We start from the raw sequence: 23,452 nt of genomic DNA, 5'->3' as shown, positions 1-23,452 counted from the left end.
CCGCCGCGCGGCGAGAAAATCCCTTTACACCCCCTGGCCCCGCCGGTTTCTTATCCCGAATGGACAAGCCACCTTCGCGCACTAGGAGATCGCGTATGACTCACGTGCTTCGCTCAGCCTTCCTCGGGGCGGCTCTCATGGCGTGGCAGGCCGTGTCGGCCGCCGGCGCCCACCCGTCCTACGACCCCGATCTGCCGCAGGACACCGTCCCCTTCTATGACGTCAGCGTGTATGACCGGGCCGTGCCCAACCCGAACGACTTCCTAGTCGAGCCGGTCGGCGTCTGGCCGGCCGGTTGGGACGAGATGGACGCGTATTTTAGGAAACTGGCCGACGCCTCCGACCGCGTTCTGCTGGAACCCCACGGCCTCACGCACGAGGGGCGCGAGCTCTACCACCTGATCATCTCGGCTCCCGAGAACCTCGCCCGTCTCGATGAGCTCCGCGCGGCGATGGACAAGGTCGCCGACCCGGAGGCGTTCGGCTCGGCCGCCGAACTCGACGCGCAGGTGCGCGACCTCCCGGCTTTCTGCTGGCTCGCCTACAGCATCCACGGCGACGAAATCTCCGGCTGCGATGCCGCGGTGCGCCTGGCGTGGCATCTGGCGGCGGCCGGCGACGAAGCGACGCTCCACCTGCTCAAAAACCTGGTCATCCTGATCGAACCGTCGGAGAATCCCGACGGCCGGGAGCGCTATCTCGCGATGCTGGAGACCTACCGCAGCGCCACGCCCAACTACGATCCCTGGTCACTCCAGCACTCCGGCGTCTGGCCGCGCGGCCGGGGCAACCACTACTGGTTCGACCTGAACCGCGACTGGATCCTCCTGACCCAGCCGGAGACCGAAGGCCGCGTGCGAAGCATCGTCAAATACCACCCGGTGCTCGTAATCGACGGGCACGAGATGGGCTCAGATGGCACCTTTCTGTTTTCGCCGCCGCGCGAGCCGATCAACCCCAACACTCCCGCGAACGTGCTGAAGTGGTACGAGGTGTACGGCCGCGAGCAGGCCGCGGCGCTCGACCGCCGCGGCTGGCCCTACTATACGGGCGAGTGGAACGACCAGTGGTACGTCGGCTACGGCTCCGCCTGGCCGACGTTTTTCGGCGCGGTCGGAATCCTCTACGAGCAGGCGGGCGTCGATGGCCGGTTCGTCCGCCAGAGCGGCGACTACCTGCTGACCTACCACGAGGCGGTCAACCACCAGTTCACCTCGTCGCTCGCCAACCTGAAAACGACCGCCGACCACCGCGCCGATATCCTGCGCGACTACCACCGCTCCCGGAAAGAGATCACCGAGGCCGGCCGCGCCGGCGGGCTCACGTTCCTCTTCCCCCCCGACCGGGACGAAATCAAGATGAGCCGCTTTATCCGCTCCCTCGTCGCCCAGGGCATTCAAGTGACGCGCGCGACTGATTCTTTCGCGGACCCGTCGGCGCTGAATGCGTACAATGAGCCGCGCGGCCGCACCGCGTTCCCAGCCGGCACTTTCATCGTGAGCACCGCCCAGCCCCACGGCGCCCTGGCCAAAGCCATCCTCGAGTTCGACCCGCATCTGAGCAAGTCGTTCCTCGAGGAGGAGCGGAGGGAACTGGAGAAGCACGGCGAAACCCGCATGTACGAGACCTCGGCCTGGTCGGTGCCTCTCCTGTACAATCTGGACGCCTACTTCACGACCGGCCGTCTCCCGGCAGCGGTCGAGCCGATCACCGAGGCCGCGCCCGCCGGCGGGGGGGTCCACAATGCCGACGCCTCCTACGGCTACGCCGTCGACATGGTCGGCGAGAAGACCTACCTTGTGCTCAATCGCCTGTTTGCTGAAGATGTGACCGTCCACGCGGCCGAGAAACCGTTTCGCCTGGAGGGGCGCGATTACGGGGCGGGAGCGCTCGTGCTTCGCCGGCGCGGCAATCCGGACAACCTCCCCGACATCGTCGCCCGCCTCGCGGCCGAGGTGGGAATTGACATCCGCGGCATCAGCACCGGGTACTCCGAGATCGGCTCGAAGCTTGGGGCGGGCACTTTCCGTCTGCTCCGCCAGCCCCGGGTGGCGCTCGCCGTGGGCATGCCGCTGAGCTCCGGCACCAGCGGCTCACTCTGGTTCACCATCGACAGGCAACTGGGGATGCCCCATTCGCTGGTGTCGTTCGACCGGATGGCCTGGTCCGACCTGTCGTCCTACAACGTGCTCATCATTCCCGATTCGTGGGGCGGACTCGGCGATCTCCTCGGCGGAGGAATTCCCGGCAAGATCGCGAAGTGGGTGGGCGACGGCGGGACGCTCATCCTCATAGGCTCGAGCGGCGACTGGGCCGCCGACACCGCCGGCAGCCTCTCCGCGGTGCGCCTCCGCAGCCAGGTGCTGTCGAGGCTGGGCGACTACGATGCCGCCCTGCAGCGGGAAATCGCCGCCGACGCGCCGGTCGTCGACACGATGGCGCTCTGGCATCCGGAGAAAGTGTCCGCCGCCAAAGAAGAGGACAAGGGCGAGCGGGAGGGCCGGGCGACGGGATCGGACGAGGAAGCCGACCGCTGGGCGCGCCGCTTCCACCCGCGCGGCGTAATCCTGCAGGCCGACCTCAATCCCGAACACTACCTCGCCTTCGGACTCGGCCGGCGCCTGCCGGTGTTCGTCTGGGCCGATGACTGCTGGCTGGCCAAATCCCCGGTCACCGCTGTCGCCCGGCTCACCCCCGACGAGATGAAACTGCGGTTGGCCGGTCTGCTCTGGCCGGAAGCCCGCCGCCGCTGGGCCGGCAGCGCGTACATTACTCACGAACGCCAGGGCCAGGGACAGATCATCATGTTCGCCGGCGACCCCACGTTCCGGGCTTACACCTACGGCACTCGACAACTCCTCCTGAACGCCGTCCTCTACGGCCCCGGATTCGCCGGCGGGTTCGAGTCGTACCAGCAGAAGTGACCGTTCGACGATGGTATCTTGCGGGCGGGGCCGGTACGGCTCCGCCCGCTTCTTGTGCCTGACGCCCCCGCACCCGCGGGCGGCAGAATCGACTTGCGTCCGCACGTAGACCGGACTATATTAGTCCTATATACTATCCCGATGTCATCGAAGCCCGCCCGCTCAGGAAAGGATCACTATGAAGGCTGGATTACTGCTGGTCTTGGTGGCGGTTGTGGTGGCGGCGGCCGGATCCGCACTCGCGGCCGATCCCCCCATCCCGGCCAACTACCCGATTTCCTCGCCCTACTATGAGCTGCAGAACGAGGAACAGATCTGGATCTCCCCGCTCGACAGCACGAGAGTGGTGGCGGTCTGGCGCGACTTCCGCCTCGGCTACCGCCAGGTCGCGATCGGCATCGCATTCGGCTCCCCCGACTTCTGGGTCGACTGGCTGATCCCGCCGACCCAGCAGGTGGGCGAACAGCAATCCGACCCCACCCTGACGGTGGACCGCAACGGCACGTTCTATATCAGCGTCCTCGACTACGTGCCCGCCTACCAGTTTACCGACTCTTCCTTCATCAGCTTCCTCAAATCCACTGACAACGGGATGACGTGGAGCGGACCGGTGACCGTCGAGGGAACGTCGGGACCATATTTCGAGGACAAGCAGTTCATTACGGTCGATCGCACCACCGGCCCCCACTCCGGAAACGTCTACGCGGCCTGGGCCCGCTTTCCCAACCCGACCCGGATCATGTTCGCGCGCTCGACCGACGGCGCCGCCGGTTTCGATCCCCCCGTCATCGTCGGCCAGCCCTGGGATTTCACCGACTGCGGCTGGACGGATGTCGACGCCGGTCAGTTTGCCAACCCGCTGGTGGGAGCGGACGGCAGCGTCTATGTGTTCTGGATTGGCGTGTGGGCCGACCCCGACTGCAACTTCTCCTATGCGCTCCATTGCGTGAAGTCCACCGACGGCGGTGCGACGTTCGGCCCGCCGCAGTTTATCCGCACCACCTTCGGCAACTGGGGCCAGGTCGACGGGTTCGTCGACGTCTACAACCAGCCGGTGGTGGCCGCCGACCTCTCCGCCTTCCCCCACGGCGGCAACCTCTATGTCGCCTACGCGAACATGGATACCGTCGGATCGTTTTTCGACTACGAGATCGACTTCCTCCGATCGCTCGACGGCGGCGCAACCTGGTCCGAACCGATCCGCATCAACGACGGCCTGGGGGGAGACACCGACAGCACTGACCAGTTTCACCCGTGGCTGGTGATTAATGACGAGGGCACGCTCGCCTGTATCTGGTACGACCAGCGCACCGATCCGGCCAATCACTACCTTTTCGATGTGTATGCGGCGTATTCGTTCGACGGCGGCGCATCCTTCACCCGCAACCACCGCGTGTCGGAAGTCTCCATCAATCCGAGTTCGCTCAAAAAATCGGACCGCGACCGCCCGGGTCCGGACGCTCCCGCCCCGGTCGCAAAATCCGCGCTCGCTCCCATGGCCGGCCTCATCGCCGAATACATCGGCGTCAGTATTCGGAACAACTACCTCCATGCCGCCTGGACCGACACGCGCAACGGCAACCAGGACGTCTACGGCGCCAACTGGGAGATTCCGTTTTTGGCTCCCCGGCTGATCAGCCCTCCGGATTCCGCGGTCGCACTCGGCCCGACCGATGATACCGTCGCTCTCCGCTGGTCGACGTGCTGGAGGGAGAACGACGACCACTACACGGTGCAGATCGCCGCCGATGCAGGCTTCAGCACCATCCTGGCCGTCCTGGACGTTTCCGCCGCCGACACCGTCGTCGACGCCGCCGCCTTCCCGGCGCTCTCCGCCTACCACTGGCGCGTTCGGGCGCATCGCTACGCGCTTGGCGATGCGACCGATTGGTCGGACGGGCGGGTGGTTCGCCGCGCGGCCACCTGCTGTGTGCTCCGCGGCGATTTCAACGACGACGGAGCCGTGAAAGTCTCGGACCTGACCGCCCTGATCAACTACCTGTTTCGCGGCGGTCCCGCTCCGGCGTGCGCGGAACACGGCGACGCGAACGCCGACGGAGCAATCAAGGTGTCGGATCTGACTCTCCTGATCGACTACCTGTTCCGCTCCGGACCGCTCCCGGCCGCCTGTTGAGAACAGGCCGGACGGACAACACACCCGGCGCCGCGCGATACGCGCCGCCCCCCCCCGCAGCGCCCGGACGGGGCGGCGCCATTTCCGCCTTGCCTTCTCCCATCTATGGACTATATTGCCTCCCGCTCCCTCGACGGGGCGGGCCGATCAGGACACGCTGTCCCGAACGCCGTTCCAGAGTGCCGGACCTTGATGGAGATCGGGCCTCCGAGCCCGCCGAAAGCGGGCGGGAGATCCGACTCGCCGCGTCGCGCGGAGTGCGGAGCGGGTCAATACCGGGGTGGTCCTGACCCCAACAGAGAGACTCCGGCGGCATCCCGGAGCACACCAACAGGTGGGAACATGAAAGGCAAACGCGTACTGATTACCGGCGGCGCCGGTTACCTTGGATATCATTTGGCGCAGAATCTCCCGCGGCGCGGCGTGGGGTTTCTCGCGCTCAACGACATCGCCCCCTTCTTCAAAGACGAATACCCTCCCGACGCCCTTCTGGTCAACCAGGATGTCCGCGATCCGGAGGGAATGTACCGTCTCATTCGCGACCACCGCATCGAGGTGATCATCCACTGCGCCGCCGCGCTCCCCCTCTGGAACCGCCAGGAGATCTTCTCGACCAACATCGGCGGCCTGCGCACCACGCTCGAGCAGGCCCGCAAGTGCAACATCGAACGCTTCATTTTCATCAGTTCCACGGCCGTCTACGGCGTCCCGGAGAAACACCCGTTGATCGAGGACGACCCCCTCGTCGGCGTCGGTGCCTATGGCGAGACGAAAATCGAAGGGGAGAAGATCTGCCGGGAGTTCCGCCGGGACGGCCTGTGCATCACGATTATCCGCCCCAAGACGTTCATCGGCACCGCCCGGCTCGGCGTGTTTCAGATTCTCTATGACTGGGTCGACTCCGGCAAGCGCATCCCCATCATCGGCCGGGGCGAGAACCTCTACCAGTTGCTCGAAGTGAGCGACCTCGTCGAGGCGATCTGGCTGGCCGGTGCGGCCGAACCGGAGCGGACCAACGATGTCTTCAACGTCGGCGCCCAGCATTTTGAGAAAGTCAAGACCGACGTCGGGGCGCTCTGTGAATTCGCCGGCACCGGCGCGCGCGTGCAGCCGACCCCCGCCAAACTCGTCAAAGGCACGCTCGCCTTCTTCGAGTTCCTCCGCATCTCCCCGCTCTACAAGTGGATCTACGGGACCGCCGACAAGGATTCCTACGTGTCCACCCGGAAAATCGAAGAGCGGCTCGGCTGGAAGTCGAGCTTCTCCAACCAGGACGCCCTCATCTCCTCGCACCGCTGGTACCTCGAGCACAAGGAGGAACTCAAGCATCTCAAGTCGGGCGTCACCCACCGCGTCGGCTGGAACCAGGGCGTGCTGAAACTGATAAAGAAGTTCATGTAGCCGGGGCGGCGCGGCCGGCCGGATCCGCGGGTCGGGCGCCGCTGCGGGCGCCCGCCCTTCTCAATCCTTCCCTGCCGCGACCAGGTCCCCCCGCGACTTGTGCAGTTTCCGGAAGCTGTCGTGGGAGATCACATAGTACCAGTCGGCGAAGCGCGTGTTCAGTTCCTGCGCTTTCTTCCGCCCGCGCTCCGCGTTCCCCTGCCACGCCCGCCACGCGTTGTAGAGACTCCGCTGCTGCCGGTCGGCGTCGCTGAGCAGGCTGTCCGGCTTGCCGACAAATGAGGTGTCCGACGGCCGCTTCGGCTCGGGGAGCCGTTTTGGATCGAACTCCGCGGTTACGAACAGGTACTGGTTCTGGGCGTTGCCCTGCGGCTCCGGCGACTGATCGTCCTCGGTCCCCGCCGTGACCTCCAGCCCCGATCCGTACACCACCTCGCCGAACCGGAGCGTGTACGCCACGCCGTCGCGCGTGTGCACGAGCAGCTCCCCTTCGTTCGACATGAGCTGCCCGTCGCGCGAGAGGTAGAACCCCTTCCCCTGGAGCGACAGCAGGTCGGCCTGGCTCATCGACACCTGTTGCTCGTCCTGGCGGAGCGAGGCCGACAGACCCTCCGGTTTGGGCCGCACGCCGACAATCTTGAGCGAGTCCAGGGTCGCCAGCATGGCCGCCACGGTCGCCGAATCCACCGTCTGCCCGGACGGCAGCCCGGCCATCTTCCACCCCCCGTCCTCGCCCTTCGTGAGCACGACCTGCCCGCGCCGGTCCACGCTGCGCGTCCGCTCGTTGATCGAGTAGTCGTTCACCTCGATCCGCTCGATATCGCTCCTCGTGAGCTGGAGGAGGTCCGGGTCGATCCAGTCCTGGAACCGCGTGGAGATGTCGATATTCACTTTCGCCGCGTAAACCCGTTTCTCCTCCGGGTGGCGGACGTAGCGGAACCCGTCGCGCCCCTCGACTTTCTTGCCGAAAATGAGGTCGGCGAGCACCTCGCCGTTCCGGCCGCGGATCGTCACGCGCTTGCCGCGCCCCGAGAGCGCAGCCCCTTCGCCGAGCGGGTCGACCACACCGAGCGCCTCGTAGTCGGCGGCGTTGTCGGAGCGGAAGTCATCGCGCGCAATCTCGATCACCCCCGCCGCCGTCTGGGCGAGCTGCGAGGCGGCATCGGCCGGGTAGTTGTGGTGCGAGGGGATCACCCACCGCCCGTTCTCGAACGTCACCTTGAACGGCTTCGTCGACCCGGTCGCTTCGTCGAATTCCACGACCTCGAGCGTGGTGGCCGTGTTCGGGTCGGTGAAATCGGGGAAGAATGGGGTTCCCTGGTCGGCGAATTCGTCGGGGGTGGGCGTCGACGGCGCCAGCAGAAACGCCAGCGCCGTGAGCACCGCCGCCGCGCCGACAAACACAAGCGTCTTTCGGTTCTCCGTCATGGCTAGCTCCTCAACCGTTGCGCGGCGGCCGCGCCTTCCTGTTCCCGCCGGCGCCGCCGGACGAAAATGAACACCCCGAACGCGAACACCGGGATCGGCGGAAGCAGCACCGCGAGCGTCCGGATGCGCGTCTGGATGCCCCGGATCGCCCCCTCGACGTCCTCCTTGGCGGCGGCGACCTGCGCCTGCTTCTGCGCCTCGATGTTGGCCTTCAGCACCTCGAACCGCCGGTTCTCGACTTCCTGCAGGTTCTGCGCCATGATCTGCTTGGTCTGCGCATCGAGATCGGTCCGGTTGCGCACCTCGTTGACCCGTTCGGTGAGGCGCTGCTGGGCCTCGGCGAGCGCCGCCTGGGCCTCCTCCTCGGCTTCTTTCTCGCGGGCGAGCCGCTCCCGCACGAACTCCTGCGTTTGCGCTTCAACCGTCTCCAGCGTCCGGTGCGCGACCCGCTTGTTGCGCAGCGCCACGAACGACGAGTCGCCGACGAGCATGTCCATGCAGTTGAGGAAAAACGTCACGTTGTCGAACGCCACCGTCCCCAGCCCCTGGCTGCGGATGGCGAAGAACTGCTCCGTGATGAAGTCGACGTCGGCCACCACGATCGCGTTCACCTGGGCGGCCCGCGCCGAGTCCCCCTCCCGGACTGTCCCCGACCCGAGCACGCGCCCGGCCATGACGTAGCTCTCCGGCGTGGCCACCCGCCGCGGGTTGCGATTGATGCTGAACCCCATGCCGAGGAACCCCCGCTGCACGAGCGCCTGGTAGGGCAACACGCCCGACTGCCGCCCGGTCCGGAGGAGTTCCTGGAACTCAAACGGCGAGTCCACCGCTTTGAACAGGAACCCGCCGAACAACATGACCAGTTCCTGCAGGCCGGCGGTGGCCGGGTACCGGTCGTTGAACGTTTCCGCCGTCTCGTTGTTGCGGCTCAGGAACACCACCTCGTACTGCAGCTCCTGCAGGTCCGGGTGCGGATTGTAGGTATCCCAGACGATCTGGCTGGGGTTCCAGGAGATTCCGATCTCTTTCATGAACGTCTGGATGTCCCCCTTGGGCTCGGGCGTCGGCTGCCCCTGGCTCGTAAACGGGTTGCGCGCCGCTTCGGCCGGCAGCAGCGGCGACAGGCCGATGTTGAACACCGGGAGCGGGTCATCCAGAAGCAGCGTCGGACCGCCCGAGAGGACGTACTCCTTGAGGTTGTCCAGCTGCGCCTGCGGCAGGGCGGAGGGCAGCACCGCGAGCACACCGTCGAGATCCTTCGGCAGCGGCTGCGACGCGTCGACCTCGACCACCTCGTACTGCTTCTTGAGTTCTTCGACAATCGGCCAGGGCGGCAGCGACCCCATGCTGGCGAAATCGAAACCGCCGAAGACGTTCGCCTCGGTATGGAGGACGCCGATCCGCTTGCGCTCAGTGTTCGCCGCCACCCGGATCGAGCGCACCAGCTCGTACTCGACCGGCAGGCCGCGGTCGAGGAACGGGATGACTTCCTCGCGCGGCCCGCTCGTGAAAGCCACGCCGAGGAATATGTCCTGGGTCGAGGTGCGCGCGCTCTCCGTGCTCAGCACGGTCCGCGGCCCGATGCCGAATTTCTCCCGCGCCTCGCGCGCCTCCCCCGAGAACGGCTCCGTCTCGTGGTACACCACTTTCACCTTGTCGCCGCCCACGGCATCGAGCTCGCGCAGTTTCCCCAGCAGGTTGGCGCGCGTTTCGACGTAGGCGCGCGGCACCTCCGGCGACACGAAGGCCTGGATAAACACCGGCCGCCCGTCGGGAATCTGGTCAATGAGCTCGTCGGTCTGGTCGGCCAGCGAGTGGAGCTGTTCGGCAGTGACGTCCAGGCGGACCCGGTCGCTGCCGATCAGGGCATTGAGCGCGATCACGGCCGCAACCAGCGAGGCTGCGCGCACCGCGTGGTGCAGCCCGAACCGGTACCCGCCCGCCTCCGCCGGCCAGTGCCGCCGGCCCAGCAGAATGACATTCAGGTAGAGCATCACGCCGACGATCGAGGCGAAATAGAGGATCGCCCGCCAGCTGATCACGCCGCCCGCGAATTCGGCGAGGTGTTCGAACACTCCGAGCGGCGCGAGGAAACCCTGCACCGCGTCGCTCACCACCCAGGTCGCCGAGTTCACGAACACGAAGAACGAGCAGAAGACGGCGCCGACAATGAACGCCACCGTGCTGTTGGCGGTCAGCAGCGAGGCCAGCATGCCGACCGCCAGCAGCGCCGCCCCGATGAACCAGTAGCCCGCGTAGTTCGCGCACATGAGGCCGATGTCCGGGCTGCCCAGCCAGAAGAGCACGAGCACGTGCGACACCGAGATCACCAGCGCCACCGTGTAGATCCCGAGCACGGCGGCGTACTTGCCGACCGTCACCTCGAGATCCGTCGCCGGAAGCGTCAGCAGCAGCTCGTCGGTCCCCCGCTGCCGCTCCTCCGCCCAGATCCCCATGGTGAGCGCCGGGACGAAGAACAGGAGGAGGTAGGGGAAGAACTGGTTGAGCTGGTCGAGATTGGCCAGGTTGTCGGCGAAGAACCGTTCCTGCCAGAAGGCGGCGGCCGCCGAGAGGAAAATGAACAGGGTGATGAACACGTAGCCGGTGGGGCTGGCGAAATAGGAGAGGAAATTGCGCCGGGCGATCGCGCCGACCGCCGTCCCGTTGATCCGGAAATCAGCCTTCATACGCGCCGCCTCCCTCTGCCGCCGCGGGGCCGCCCGCCGCCGCGTTCGCCCCGTTGGATCGGGTCAGCTCGTGGAACTTCTTCTCCATCGAGCCGACCGCGGCGAGCTCGGCCGGCGTCCCGTCGAATTTCAGCCGTCCGTTGTGCACCAGGAGCACCCGCTGGGCGACCGCCTCGACCTCCTGCAGGATGTGGGTCGACAGGAGAATCGTCGTGCCCTCCGCCAGCCGGCGGATGTTTGTCCGGAAATCGCGGATCTGGTTCGGGTCCAGCCCGGCCGTCGGCTCGTCCATAATCAGCACCTCCGGCTCGTGGAGCAGCGCCTGCGCCAGCCCCACCCGCTGGCGGTACCCCCGCGACAGCTTCCCGATCGGTTTCTCCAGCACCAGGTGGAGAGCGCAGATCTGGTTAACCGCCTCGATGCGGTCCGCCAGGCGCTGCGGCGCCAGGCCCCGCGCCTCGCCGAGAAACCTCAGCATCTCCAACGGCGTCATGTTGTCGTACAGCGGACCGTTCTCCGGAAGGTAGCCGAGCCGCCGCGCCACCTCCAGACGGTCCGTGCCCACGTCGAATCCCGCGATTGTCGCCCTTCCCTTGCTCGGGGCCATGAAGCCAGTCAGGATCTTCATGGTCGTCGACTTCCCCGCCCCGTTGGGACCGAGGAAAGCCACGATCTGGCCCCGGGGGATGGCGAACGACAGATCTTCGATCGCCACAAACGACCCAAAATACTTGGAGAGACCGCGGGCTTCGATCACGGCGGAATGCGCTGTGTCAGTCATTGTGTCTCCCTCATGTTTCTGCGGTCAGAGCGCGACCGCGCGATGGTCGCTTCTCTCCATTTTCCCGTCTCGGGAAATGGCTACAAAAATATGGCTCGCATCGCCGTCTGTCAAGACACCGGCGCCCCGCGAGCCACCAGATTATTGTAAAGACAACGCGCGGCGCAGTTCCCTTCGAAACCGCGCCGCGCGTCGCGGCAGTCTGCGCCCGACCCGCGCCTACCGGCAGCTCGGCGGCGCCGCGCCTCCCCGGAACAGATAGGTGATCAGCGCCGTCACATCCGAAACGGCCACTCCGCCGTCCCCGTTCACGTCGGCATGCTCCGGGCAGCCCGAGGCGGGACCACCGCGGAACAGGAAGTTGATGAGCATCGTCAGATCCGACACCTTCACCGCCCCGTCAAGATTCATATCCCCCCGCAGCAGGCAGCAACAGGCGTCGCCGATCCCGTCCTCGTTGGCATCCTCCTGGCCGGGGTTGTAGGCGTTCGGGCAGTTGTCCCCCTCCGCACACAGCGTGTCGCCGTCGGCATCGTTAAACGGATCGGCCGGACAGGCGTCGCACGCATCCCCGATCCCGTCTTCGTCATAGTCCGCCTGGTCGGCATTGGTGACCGTCGGGCAATTGTCGCAGACGTCGCCGAACTGGTCCCCGTCCGCGTTGGCCTGGTCGGGATTGTAGGTGTCCATGCAGTTGTCGGCGCCGTCGGCCGCACCGTCCCCGTCGGCATCGTAGAAGAACGGGTTGTGCACGTAGAGGTACATACGGTCGCCGACAATGGAATCGACCCGCACGATGATCCCCGACGGTCCTTCGTAGCCGTCGCTCGAGGGATACGTCGTCGGACTGAACAGATTCTGCCCCGGCACGTTCGGGGAGAAGGCCGCCCCCTTGCGCGTCTCGTAGGGATACCACCACTGGGCGCTGTCGGTGACGTAGCCCTCGGGGTTAGCGGACATGTTAATGGCGGGATTGTACCCGGCATCCTCGACCGCCACCGTGTAGTGGGGATACCAGGGCCAGCCGTAGTTGATGCGGAACCACCAGGCCCCCAGCGAATCATGCACGTGCGTGATGATCAGCCCCCCGTCGAGCGTGTCGCATCCATAGGCGAGGGTGTTGGGGAAATAGACGCTGAAATCCGAATCAAGTTTGTCGAATTTTCCCCCCGCACGGGGGTTTCGGAACTCCAACAGGAAATACTCCCCCTCCCACGGCCGGATCGGCAGCCGGTACAGGGAACTGTCGGTGTGTGTCTCGACATCGTAGAGGACCAGGTTTTCGCAGGTCCCGGTCACTTCGATCGGGTCTAGCCACCCGATCTGCATCTTGCTCCACCCGCACAGGTGCGAGGGAACGCGGCTCTTGATCGAGAAGATCCCGTACCCGCCGTACCCCATCAGGCACCAGTCGTAGACCGGGTGGTCGTTGCTGTCGGCCGGGGTGAAGTACGTGGTCGTGTCGGTCTTGGCGTCATAGTCGTAGAGGTCCGGCAGGCCGAAATTGTGGGCCAGCTCGTGGCAGAAGACCCGGATGTTGTTGAGGCTGTCGAGCCCGGAGAAGTAGGGGGGCCAGGCGGGATCGCGCAGCGGCCTTAGCTCCGGCGAGGTGTTCCAGTGGCTCACGTGAACGCCGTCAAACGGCCCCGGGCCGTGCCCGGTCGCGTACGACATCGCGTACGACCAGATGTCCTCCGACTCCCGGCTGTCCTCCTGCCCGGTGCCCGAGCGCAGGAAAATGACCGCATCCACGTCCCCGTCCCCGTTCCCGTCAAACTGCGAGAAATCCACCACCGGGTCGAGTTCCGCCAGGAGCGCCTCGAAATTGTACTGCACGTTTCCCATGTAATAGCCGGCGTTGTACCACTCCAGCACCTGTCCCACCACTACCCCCTGGCCGTAGGAGACCTCATCGAAGTAGTCCGCCAGCGAGCCGCCCCCGTACACGTCGCGCGAGAGCAGCATGCTGTCGAGCGTTTCCCGCGAGTAGGTGTGCGGCCGGTCCCACCACTCCACGCAGATCACGAGCACCTTGAGCGTATCCTCCGTGTAGCGATACTGCGAAATCGACCGGATCTCGTCGGCCGTCAGGGCCGAACCGGGCAGAGCGCCGAACTGTTTGACGGCGACATCGGTCGGAATGTCCCACACCACCGCTTTGGATACGTCCGCCTGCGCCCCCGGGACGAGCAGGAAAGCCGCGCCCGCAAGCGCCCATGTCTTCAGTACCATCTTGTGCTTCATAGGATTCCTCTCACCGGACCCGAGATGACAGATTCGTCCATTCTACCTTACCATACGGACAGCCGGGTCGGTCTCCCCGCCGATTTCCGGCCGGCGCAAAAAGAACGGGGACCGGCGTAGGAGAACCGGTCCCCATCTCTGATGGGTGTATGGTAGCAAAAGGCGACCCGGCAGTGAGTAGGCAGCTACCGGGTCTTAACTCATCACCAGCCGGGCGGCTGCATGAAGCCCCCAGTCACTCCCCACTTGCAAGTCCTCACAAGTCCCTGACCGAAATTGTCGTCCCCCTCATGACCCGACGTCTTGACGACTCTTCGATCTACCCCTGTCAACAATCCCACCCTTGCAATAGTGAGACGTCTTTTCTCTTCCGGACTGGCTCGGTTGGGCCGGAAGCCAAGTTCGGCTGCTTCGTAAGTGCAATGACAAAAAAATGACAATCAAAACGCGTGCCAAAACACGTTCTGATTGTCATTTTTAATACACTATCAGGCAACAACTTACGCGATCTTATCCTTCCCCAAGTCGGGCCGCGGGTAAATTCCACCTTTCCCGCTGCAATCGGCCAAGGTGAATTCTACTCTCAGCCCGGGGTTGAGGGTCCCGCCGGACATCACTCACACTCCAGCGGCCCGCCCGCACGGAAGAGGAAATCGATCAGCCGCGTCAGATCCGCCACCGTCAGATTCCCATCGCCGTTGACATCCGCCGCCTCCGCCACCGGGGGCATCGGCCCGCCCCGGAACAGGTGGTTGACGAGGAATGTCAGATCGGCCACATTGGGCGCCTCGCCGGAGTTGTCGACATCCCCGCACACGTAGGGGAGCTCGATCACGAAAGAGAACGACTCCTCGTCGAAGCCCCCGACCGCATCCTCCACGCGGGCCGTGAAGCCGATCGGGCCGGCCGCAGTCGGCGTCCCGCTCAGCAGGCCGTTGGCCGCAAGGGTCAGCCCGGTGCCCGCCAGGCCGCCGCCCGGCTCGCTCCACGTGCGGCCGCCCGTTCCGCCCACCGCCGTCAGCGTCTGGGCGTACGCCTCCCCCACCACTCCGTTCGGCAACGACCGCGTGGCGATCGACACCGGCGCATTCATCAGGAAGGAAAACGCCTTCTCAACCGTGCTGTCCGCCTCGTCCGTGCACGTCGCCGTGAAAGCGATCGTTCCCGACGCCGTGGGCGTGCCGCTTACCAGCCCGCCGGAGGACAGGCTCAGTCCGGTGCCGAGCAGGTCGCCGAATTTGTCCGCCCACGTCCGCGCGCCGACCCCGCCCCCCGCTTCGAGCTGCACGGAGTAGGGAACCCCCGCCGTCCAGTCCGGGAGATCCTCGGTCGTGATGACGAAGTACCCTTCCTCGCACGTGTACGCCGTCACGCTCACGGCGTCCACGGCCGCCTCGACCACCGACCCGCTGCCGAGATCCCCCACGGTGAAGCGCAGCCGCATCTGGTTTGTGGGCGCCGTGAAGTCCCCGATCTCAAACGAATGCTCGAACCACCCGCCCGAGACTTGCGTCCCGGAGGGTCCGACCCGTTCCACGAGCGTCCACGTGCTGCCGTTGTTGTTCGACACGTGGACGTCCATGTAGTCTTCATAGGGGCTGGCCCCGAAGTCATTGGAGTACCAGCGCGCGTAGTGCACGAGGGCATCATCCCCCCCGGTGGCGTCGAACGTCGGCGAGGTCAGGTAGGTCGTGCCCCCGTCGACGTCGGAATCCCCCGCGCTGTTGCCGGTGAGGTAGCACTGGCCCGAGCCGTCGAAATCGGTCGGGGGATCACCGCGCGATCCGCCGCCCGCCGGCACGCCCCGCGCCCACTGACCGGCGGTCGCGTTCCCCGTCACCGTCCACCCCTGCGCCGTTTCAAAATTGTCGGCCAGCGCGGTGGTGAATTGCGTCGCCGCCGCCGCCGACCACGGCGAGGCCGAGTCCGGATAGGTGTACATCCCGGTCGTTACCTCGGCCGCGCTCACATAGAACTGCACCCTTTCCCCGCAGAGCGGTCCAGGCAGCGGGACCGCGTACGTGCCGCCGCCGAGATCGGCCAGCGGTCCGGTCTGCCACGCCCCGGCGTCGTACCGGAAGTGCACCTGCGCGCTGCCGGGGGCAATCGCCCCGCCCGGACCGGGCGTGATGGAGATCAGAAACTCGGACGTGTCCACCGGCGGCACCATGAATGGGATCGGGTCGACTTCCGTGAAGAGCACCCCCGGCGTCGGCAGGTACGCGCCGTCCGCGTCGTACGCGGTCGCCAGCGACGCCTGCACGATCCGCCGCATGTACGGAAAACTCATATAGGTCGTGCTGTCCTGCTCCGAGTGGTACACGGTCGAGAAGTTGTACTCGATGAGGAAGACGACGTCATACCCTTCCTGCTGGAACGGGTAGTGGTCGGAGTTCGAGGCCGATCCGCTGAAGTACCCGATCAGGTTCGTCGACAGCGAGTCAGCGATGATCTTCCAGCGCGAGGCCCACACCGTGTCCTCGCCGTAGTGCACGCTCACGTTGTTCACGTTTCCGTTGTATCCGATCATATCCATGTTCAGCATCATGATAATGCTGTCGCCGTTGGCCGCCGCCGAGGCCGCGTAGTGGTAGGATCCGTTCAGCCCCTGCTCCTCGGAGTCGAACAGCGCGAACACCCACGTCATCTCCGTCGGTATGTCCGCCATCACCCGCGCCATCTCGAGCACGGCCGCCGTCCCGGAGCCGTTGTCGTCCGCTCCCGGCGAGCCCGACACCGCGTCCCGGTGCGCCCCGACCACAATGCGGTGGTCGGGGAGGGTCGTCCCCATCTTGACGCCGATGACGTTCTGGCAGTTTGTCGAGCCGTAGAGAAAGCTGTCCTGGTACGCAGAGTCAAGGCCGTAGCTGATGAGGCGGTTCTGGAGCCAGTCGCGCGACTGCCGGTTCCCCAGGGAACCGGTGACCCGGTTGGGGAAGGCCTGGAGCTGGAGTGTGTACGACTGCAGCGAGTCCTGCCGCACCAGGGCGATCAGCGTCTCGAGGTCCAGGCTCCCCGGCGCGCGCTGCTTCACCTCCCGAGGCGCCGGCTCGCGGTACACGATTCGCCGGCTCCCTGGGGGCAACGACGCGAGACCGTCCGCCTCCGCCCTGTCCCGCACGTCTCCCGGCTCCACCCGGTAGAGGCGCACGCCGTCCTCGGCATACACCGTCGGATATCCGCCCGGGTTGGCGCCGTCGTGGTGCGTGCCGAGCGCCAGCGTGCTGCGGTCGACAGTGGTCGCGATCAGGTCGTAGCGCAGCCCGCTCTCGGCGAGCGCCGGGAGAGCCCGGGCATCGACCAGGACGAGGTATCCCCCCCGCACCCGTACGGCCGCATCCACGCCGGCGGCGTTCAGCGCCCGCGCGTCGGCCGCGCTCTCCACGGCCACACGGTAGAGGTCGGCCGCACCGGCCGCCGGGGCGATCCCGCACAGGATCGCACAGATCACAAGACATATCCGGTAACGCATATGAGACATCTCCCATTCGGCCGCCGGTCGCGGCCTTGAAGAACACCCCCGGGGCAGGCGGCCCCGGGGGTGTCACGAGATTATGGTGCGCAGGTAGGCAGGGGACCGCTGCGGAACAGGTACGAAATCAACATGGTGAGATCGTTCACCTCGATCGCCCCGGTGGCGTTCAAATCGGCCGCCGCCATGATCGGCGGCGCCTCGCCGCCCCGGAACATGAACGCGACCAGGTAGGTGACGTCGGCCACCCCGATCGTTCCGTCGCCGTCGATGTCGCCGCAGATGAACGCGGGAGCCACGTGGAGCGACAGTTCGACCTGGTCGGTCGACCCGACCTGATCGGCCGCCTGGAGCGTGAGAGTGAACGTCCCGCTGTCGACCGGCGCGCCGGTAATGAGGCCGGCGTCCGAGATCGCCAGTCCGAGTCCCGCCAGCGTGCCGCCGGCGTCCGACCACACCAGCGCGCCGGTCCCGCCGGTTCCCTCCATAGCGTGCGTGTAGGCTTCCCCGGCCTTGCCGTCGGGGAGACTCGCGGTCGTGATACTCACGGCCGGATTAACCGTGAAACCGAACACCCGTTCCCCCGTCGCCCCGACCGCGTCGGTCGCGAGCGCCGTGAAACCGATCGACCCGGCCGCGGCCGGCGTCCCGGTCAGCGCGCCCGCGGCGTTCAGAGTCAGGCCCGTGCCCGCCAGGCTGTTGAGCTTGTCGCTGAATGTCCGGGCGCCCGTCCCGCCGCTCGCCGTGAGCTGCTGCGCGTACGCCACGCCGGCCGTCCAGTCGGGCAGCGTGGCGGCGTTGACCACCACCGCGCTGTTGATCGTGAAATTCAGGAGCTGCTGATCAGTCTGCGCATTTTCGTCCGTGACGAGCGCCGTGAACGTGATCGGTCCGGCCGCCGAGGGCGTACCGGTCAGGAGCCCGTCGGTGGTGAGGCTCAGCCCCGTCCCGACCAGGTCGCCGTTCAGATCGCTCCACGTCAGCGCGCCCGTCCCGCCCGTGGCCGCCAACTGCTGGCTGCAGGCCACGCCGATAGTCCAGTCGGGGACATCGGTCGTCTGAATCGCCGGCGCCGGGATGCCGCTGTTGCAAGTGAAGCGCGTCACCTTGAACGCGTCCACCCCCGCCTCGACCACCGAGCCGCTCCCGAGATCGCCGGCCACGAACCGCACTTTCATCTGCGCGCTCGGCGTGAGGAAGTTCCCCACCAGGAACGAGTGGGTGTACCAGCCGCCGCCGGCCTCATCGACCGGGCCGACCGTCTCCACCAGCACCCAGCTGTTGCCGTTATCGTTGGAGGCGAACACCTCCATCACGTCCTCATTCGGCGCCGAGCCGTATGTGTTGGAAAACCAGCGCGCGTAGCTCACCTCGGCGTCGCCGCCCGACAAATCGAAGGTGGGCGAGATCAGCGTCGTCGTGCCGCCGTCGATATCCGAGTCGCCGTCGGTGTTCCCCGTGAGGTAGCACTGGCCCGAGCCGTCGTAGTCGGTCGGCGGATCGCCGCGGTCGCCGCCGCCCACCGGCGTGCCGCGCTGCCACTGCCCGGCCGTCGCCGTGCTCGTCACCGTCCAGCCAAGGTTCGTCTGGAAATTGTCATCCATCACCTCCGTAACCTCCGTCATCGGAATCGCGGAGAGCGGATTGGCCATGCTCGCTTCTTCATAGGTCGTGCCGTCGCTCAGCCGGGCGCTGAAGTAGAACTCGACCGTGCTGCCGCACTCGGCCGGCGGGAGCATCGCCGTGAACGTATCCCCGGCCGCCGGCGCCATCACCTGGTGCTCCCACGCGCCGCCGTCGGTCCGGTAGTGCAGCCGCTGGCTCCCGGTCATCATCTCGCCGCCGTAGACGCCCGCGATCACCACCGGGAAACCGGTCGAGTCGGTCGGGGTGATTGTCGACGGCACACCGTCCGGGAATGAGAACGCGAGTCCCGGCAGGGGCACGGCGACATTCACCGCTGTCCACGCCCGCGCGGCCCGCTGCGACCACAGGCCGCTGGGATCGAGATCATCGGCCGCATCCAGGGTCGCAATGGCCGCCTCGTGGTAGGTCGTCTGGCTGTTCCAGTAGTAGGCGTTGGCCCGGTAGGCCACCCTGATCGCGTTGTGCACGCCGATGCCGGTGACCGTCACGCCGTTGTGCGTCCCGCCGTCCGACAGCAGGAAGAACCACTTGTTGCCGACGCCGCTGTTGGTGTGCACGCCGCAGTAGTCGTTCCAGGAGCTCGGCGTGCAGTTGACTACGTCAACCCAATACGGGTCGCCGGTGCCGTAGGTGTCCGGATCCCCGAACTCGTGCGGGTTGTCCATCGACCGGAACGCCACGCCCGTGGTCCGGCCGTTCTCGCCCATATCCCAGTCGGGGACGTCCAGCGTGTCGTAGTAGAACTCGAACGCCGCCCCGATCATGTCCGAAAACGATTCGTTGAGCGCCCCCGGCTCCTTCTGGTACACGAGGTTCGATTCATACTCGGTCACCGCGTGCCCCCACTCGTGGGCGATCACGTCGGGACAGCCGGCCAGCGAGCGCCACCCGGTCGACCAGCTCCAGACCACGATCCGCGAGCCGTCCCAGTACGCGTTGTCGTTGCCGTCGCCGCTGTAGTTGACGATCGTGAGCATGCTCGCCCCGGCGTTGTTGTAGCCGTTGCGCCCGAAATGGGCCAGCAGGTAGTCGTACATCAGCGCCGTGTACACCTGCCCGTCCACCGCCGGCCGCTGCGTCGCCGCCACATCCCAGTAGTTGTCGGCGTCCGTGGCGATCGACCCCGGAAGCGTGGAGCCGGCGATGTTCGTTTGAATATAGTTCCCCGCCGGCATCTGCCCGTCGTGCCCGTGCGGGTTGTTGGCCGCCTGCCGTGTGTAGTCCTTCATCTGGTAGGTCGAGCCGGTGTAGTCGACGTCGATATGGTCGCGGGCCGCGCCCATCACGCCGATCCCGGTTCCGATCGCGTCGCTGTTCATGATCCGGTTAGCCTTGTAGATCACCGCGCCGGACCGGGCGTCGATGAAGTACTCCCACCGCCCCATCGGCGTGTCGGAGTAGAGGAACAGCCGCCATGCGAGGTGCGTCGTCCCCTCCCAGGGGAACACCACCAGCTGCGGCTCGGCCGGCGTGCCTTGGCCGAAGAACGATGCGAGGTCGGTTTCCGCCAGCCGCACCGCCTCGGCCGCGGCCAGCTGCGGCGTGACCTCCAGAGAGATCCCGGGTACAAACGTCCCGTTGACCCCCCGGAGCTGATCCTGCGCCGTGAAATGCACGACCAGGTCGCCGCCGATCACCGGCAGCCCCCGGTACCGCTGCGTCATGCGTAGGTGCCGCATCCCCAGGTCATCCGTCACCAGCCGCTCGACCGCCAGCTCCGCGCGGGGATCGGTCATGCGGTACGATGCTTTGTATTCCTCAAAGAAGCTGTAGGCCGACGCGGCTTCGTTCCCGCGCGCCACCTTCTGCGCAAAAGTACCAGAAACATAAAGCGGAACCCCGTCCTCAGACTCCAGGTACCTGGTCACATTGGGGTCGAGGCGAAGCCGGTTGGATCCGGCCGGTCCCTCCTCGTCATTCGCTGCGAAGACAGCCCCGGCCACCAACAGGCAGAGCGTTACCGTTAGCACGAGCGCTTTCATTGATCCTCCAATTGCGGGCATATAGACGGTTCGTATGCTTCATCCGGAATGGCCAATTTCGCACATGTCAATCAGGCAAGGCCAAAAAACGCGGAGACTCGTCGGCGGACTAATCTCTATGTGGCACAAATCAAGATAACATATTACGGGGGGAGGTCAACCAAAGAATCGCCCGCCCACAGACTTCCGCGCGCCCGTCCCGTTCTACCGGATCGCCCGCCGCAGCCGCGTCGCCGCCACCACCGCAAGGTAGCTTCCCCCGGCCGCCATGATGATCATGGCTCCGGCCGGGAGATTCGGCCCGAAACTCGCCGCCAGCCCCGCGACCGTGAACAAAATTGACAGCCCGATCGATGCGGCCATGATCCGCCCCAGCGTCCGGGCGAAATACCCCGCCACCGCCACCGGCAGCGTGAGCAGCGCGATCACGAGCACGATCCCCACGACCGTCACCAGGATCACCACCGTCAGCGCCGTCAGCCCCAGCAGCAGCAGGTAGTAGGCCTCGACATTCAGGCCGCGGACGCGGGCGAATTCTTCGTCGAAACAGACAGCCTGCAACTGGTTGAAAAACAGCAGGGTCACGGCCATCACGCCAAGATCCAGCCCCCCGATGAGCCACAAATCAACCGGGCCGACCATCAGAATGTTGCCGAATAGGTAACTCATCAGGTCCTCATTGTAGCCGGGCGTCGCCGCAATGAAAAGGATCCCCACCGCCATCCCGATCGCCCAGATCGCCCCGATCACCGTGTCCTCCCGCTCGCGCGCTTTCAGGCTCACCACTCCGATCGTCAGGGCCGCCGCCAAGGCCGCCGCCACCGCCCCGTAGAGCGGCTTGACCGGCCAGCCGTGGACCAGCTCCAGCCACCGCGCCACCCCCATGCCTCCCAGCACGCTGTGCGCGATCCCGCCCGCGATATAGGTGATCCGTCGCGCCACCACGAACGACCCCACCATCCCGCACGCCACGCTCGCCAGGATCCCGGTGAGGAGAGCGTTCAGCACGAACGTATACTGCGTCACCGCGTGGAAAAAATCCAGCATCAGGCGGCGCCCTCCCCGGACCCCTGTTCGACGTCGTGCCGCACCACGCGGAACTCCGTGCCGTACAGCTCCCGCATGAACCCGCTGTCGAGCGTGGCGGTCGGGTGCGTGTGCACGCGCCGCTTCACGCACACGACGCGCTTGACCGACCCGGCCACAAACGCCGGGTCGTGCGACACCATGATGATCGTGAGGCGGTTGTTCAGCTCCTGCAGGAGCCGGGTGAGCTCGTTTTCTCCCCGGATGTCGAGGTTCGCCATCGGCTCGTCGAGCAGGAGCAGTTCGGGTTCGGCCGCGAGCGCGCGGGCGATCAGGAGCCGCCGCTGCTGCCCCCCCGAGAGCTCCGCGAGGTTGCGGTTGCGCATGTCCGCGAGCCCGACCTGGTCGAGCGCCCGAAGCGCCGCCTTGCGGTCGGCCCGGCGGTACCGCCCGATCCAGCGCCGCGGTCCCAGCCGCCCCATGAGGGCCACCTCGAAAACCGTCACCGGAAATTTCGGATCCAACCGCGCGTGCTGGGGCATGTACCCGATCCGGTGCCGCGCCTCCTCCGGCGGCGCCCCGAACACCCGCACCGTCCCGCGTCGCGGCTGCAGCAGCCCCAGAATCAGCTTCACCAGCGTCGTCTTTCCGCCCCCGTTCGGCCCCACGATCCAGACATACTCCCGCTCCCCGATCGCGAAACTGGCCTCTTCGACCGCCGGCTCGCTATCGTAGCCGAACGTCACCTGCTCCAGCACCACCGCCGCCCGCTCCGCCATGGTCACTTCACCTCCGGGGCCGTCCCGGCCGCAATCCGCCGGGCCATGTCGACCAGGTTGGGGAGGTAGTCGCGCGCGAGCGGATCGATCGTCACCAGCTCCGCCCCCACCGCGTGCGCCACCGCCGCCGCCGTCTTCCTGGCAAACTGCGGCTGGACGAACAGCGCCCGCACGCTGTCGGCGCGCGCCGCGTCGATCAGGTCCGCGAGATCCCGGGCCGCCGGCTCCTTCCCCTCCCGCTCAATCGCCGTCTGCCGCAGGCCGTAGCGGTCGAGGAAGTAGCCGTAGGAGGGATGAAACACGTACACGGCCCGGCCGGCGCAGGGCGCGAGGATTTCGCCGATGAGCGCGTGCACGGAGTCGAGATCGTGCTCGAACGCGGCCAGCCGCGCCCCGTAGTCCTCGCGGCGCCCCGGATCGAGGCGGCCCAGAGCCTCGGCGATTGTCCGCGCCTGCGTCTTCGCCGCCACCGGGTCCAGCCAGATGTGCGGATCGGGCGTCTTGCCATGCGCCGCTTCCTCCTCGTCCCCCTCCTCGTGGCTGTGCCCCTCGATCGACCGCAGCGCCACCCCGGCGCGCGTGTCGATTATTCGGTCCGCCCCCACAATTTCCGCCAGCCGTCCGATCCACCGGTTCTCGATCGGCATCCCCGCCCGGAAATACACGTCGGCCGCCTCCAGGCGCGCCATCTGCCGGGGCGTCGGCTCGTAGGTGTGCGGCGACTGACCCGGCGGCACGAGCACATCGACCGCCACGCAATCGCCGCCGACCCGCTCGACAAAGTACGCCTGCGGCGCCACCGTGACAAACGCCTGGATCGTACCCCCCGGGGCTTTGGCCCCGCTCCCGCACCCCGCGGGCGCCAGCCCGATCGCCACCGCGGCGCCCACCGCCCCGATCCCCCTGCCGGTCCACTTGATCAGTCTATTCTCTATCATCGTCAACCT

The 23,452-nt window shown here is 66.4% G+C and carries 12 protein-coding genes; 3 read left to right on the top strand and 9 right to left on the bottom strand.

The features are described from left to right. Window positions 1-95 precede the first annotated feature (95 nt). The 3 genes from KA261_08105 to KA261_08095 all read left to right on the top strand — a co-directional run bounded on the left by KA261_08105 (window position 96) and on the right by KA261_08095 (window position 6,459). Window positions 96-2,924, top strand: coding sequence for a hypothetical protein (locus KA261_08105; protein ID MBP7697760.1), 2,829 nt, complete (start codon window positions 96-98; stop codon window positions 2,922-2,924). Window positions 2,925-3,102: 178 nt separating this feature from the next. Beyond that, on the top strand, window positions 3,103-5,058 hold the full coding sequence (locus KA261_08100; GenBank protein ID MBP7697759.1) for a hypothetical protein: 1,956 nt from the start codon (window positions 3,103-3,105) through the stop codon (window positions 5,056-5,058). A 342-nt stretch (window positions 5,059-5,400) separates the two neighbouring features. Beyond that, window positions 5,401-6,459, top strand: coding sequence for an NAD(P)-dependent oxidoreductase (locus KA261_08095; GenBank protein MBP7697758.1), 1,059 nt, complete (start codon window positions 5,401-5,403; stop codon window positions 6,457-6,459). A gap of 60 nt (window positions 6,460-6,519) precedes the next feature. On the opposite strand, the gene KA261_08090 is transcribed toward KA261_08095, so the two are convergent. From KA261_08090 to KA261_08050, 9 genes are all read right to left on the bottom strand, one after another. Further along, complete coding sequence (locus tag KA261_08090; GenBank protein MBP7697757.1) at window positions 6,520-7,887, bottom strand: DUF4340 domain-containing protein; 1,368 nt, start codon at window positions 7,885-7,887, stop codon at window positions 6,520-6,522. A gap of 2 nt (window positions 7,888-7,889) precedes the next feature. After that, window positions 7,890-10,574 carry a Gldg family protein gene (locus KA261_08085; protein MBP7697756.1) on the bottom strand — a complete coding sequence of 895 codons (2,685 nt, stop codon included), beginning with the start codon at window positions 10,572-10,574 and terminating at the stop codon, window positions 7,890-7,892. After that, window positions 10,564-11,355: an ABC transporter ATP-binding protein gene (locus KA261_08080; protein MBP7697755.1), complete on the bottom strand. Its 792-nt coding sequence runs from the start codon at window positions 11,353-11,355 to the stop codon at window positions 10,564-10,566. Before KA261_08080 ends, KA261_08085 begins: the two co-directional genes overlap by 11 nt. A 219-nt stretch (window positions 11,356-11,574) precedes the next feature. Continuing rightward, window positions 11,575-13,587 (bottom strand): M6 family metalloprotease domain-containing protein, encoded by a 2,013-nt coding sequence (locus KA261_08075; GenBank protein MBP7697754.1) that lies wholly within the window; start codon window positions 13,585-13,587, stop codon window positions 11,575-11,577. Window positions 13,588-14,212: 625 nt separating this feature from the next. After that, window positions 14,213-17,050, bottom strand: coding sequence for a M28 family peptidase (locus KA261_08070; protein MBP7697753.1), 2,838 nt, complete (start codon window positions 17,048-17,050; stop codon window positions 14,213-14,215). 101 nt (window positions 17,051-17,151) lie between these two features. Beyond that, on the bottom strand, window positions 17,152-20,700 hold the full coding sequence (locus KA261_08065) for a M4 family metallopeptidase (protein ID MBP7697752.1): 3,549 nt from the start codon (window positions 20,698-20,700) through the stop codon (window positions 17,152-17,154). A gap of 204 nt (window positions 20,701-20,904) precedes the next feature. Beyond that, window positions 20,905-21,747, bottom strand: a complete 843-nt coding sequence (locus KA261_08060) for a metal ABC transporter permease (GenBank protein MBP7697751.1) — start codon at window positions 21,745-21,747, stop codon at window positions 20,905-20,907. Continuing rightward, window positions 21,747-22,505: an ABC transporter ATP-binding protein gene (locus tag KA261_08055; protein ID MBP7697750.1), complete on the bottom strand. Its 759-nt coding sequence runs from the start codon at window positions 22,503-22,505 to the stop codon at window positions 21,747-21,749. The genes KA261_08060 and KA261_08055 overlap by 1 nt, the downstream gene beginning before the upstream one ends. Window positions 22,506-22,507: 2 nt before the next feature. After that, window positions 22,508-23,443, bottom strand: a complete 936-nt coding sequence (locus tag KA261_08050) for a zinc ABC transporter substrate-binding protein (protein ID MBP7697749.1) — start codon at window positions 23,441-23,443, stop codon at window positions 22,508-22,510. Window positions 23,444-23,452: the final 9 nt, after the last annotated feature.

Source organism: Candidatus Zixiibacteriota bacterium (assembly GCA_017999435.1).
GTDB lineage: Bacteria > Zixibacteria > MSB-5A5 > GN15 > FEB-12 > JAGNLV01.
The sequence above is the reverse complement of the archived record's forward strand: the minus strand, read 5'-3'. Positions and strand labels throughout refer to the sequence as shown.

Excerpts from the sequence above, each read along its gene's own strand:
- KA261_08055 (MBP7697750.1), bottom strand. The coding sequence starts at position 22,505 with ATGGCGGAGCGGGCGGCGGTGGTGCTGGAGCAGGTGACGTTCGGCTAC.
- KA261_08065 (MBP7697752.1), bottom strand. The coding sequence starts at position 20,700 with ATGAAAGCGCTCGTGCTAACGGTAACGCTCTGCCTGTTGGTGGCCGGG.
- KA261_08075 (MBP7697754.1), bottom strand. The coding sequence starts at position 13,587 with ATGGTACTGAAGACATGGGCGCTTGCGGGCGCGGCTTTCCTGCTCGTC.
- KA261_08105 (MBP7697760.1), top strand. The coding sequence starts at position 96 with ATGACTCACGTGCTTCGCTCAGCCTTCCTCGGGGCGGCTCTCATGGCG.
- KA261_08090 (MBP7697757.1), bottom strand. The coding sequence starts at position 7,887 with ATGACGGAGAACCGAAAGACGCTTGTGTTTGTCGGCGCGGCGGCGGTG.
- KA261_08085 (MBP7697756.1), bottom strand. The coding sequence starts at position 10,574 with ATGAAGGCTGATTTCCGGATCAACGGGACGGCGGTCGGCGCGATCGCC.
- KA261_08100 (MBP7697759.1), top strand. The coding sequence starts at position 3,103 with ATGAAGGCTGGATTACTGCTGGTCTTGGTGGCGGTTGTGGTGGCGGCG.
- KA261_08060 (MBP7697751.1), bottom strand. The coding sequence starts at position 21,747 with ATGCTGGATTTTTTCCACGCGGTGACGCAGTATACGTTCGTGCTGAAC.
- KA261_08050 (MBP7697749.1), bottom strand. The coding sequence starts at position 23,443 with ATGATAGAGAATAGACTGATCAAGTGGACCGGCAGGGGGATCGGGGCG.
- KA261_08080 (MBP7697755.1), bottom strand. The coding sequence starts at position 11,355 with ATGACTGACACAGCGCATTCCGCCGTGATCGAAGCCCGCGGTCTCTCC.
- KA261_08095 (MBP7697758.1), top strand. The coding sequence starts at position 5,401 with ATGAAAGGCAAACGCGTACTGATTACCGGCGGCGCCGGTTACCTTGGA.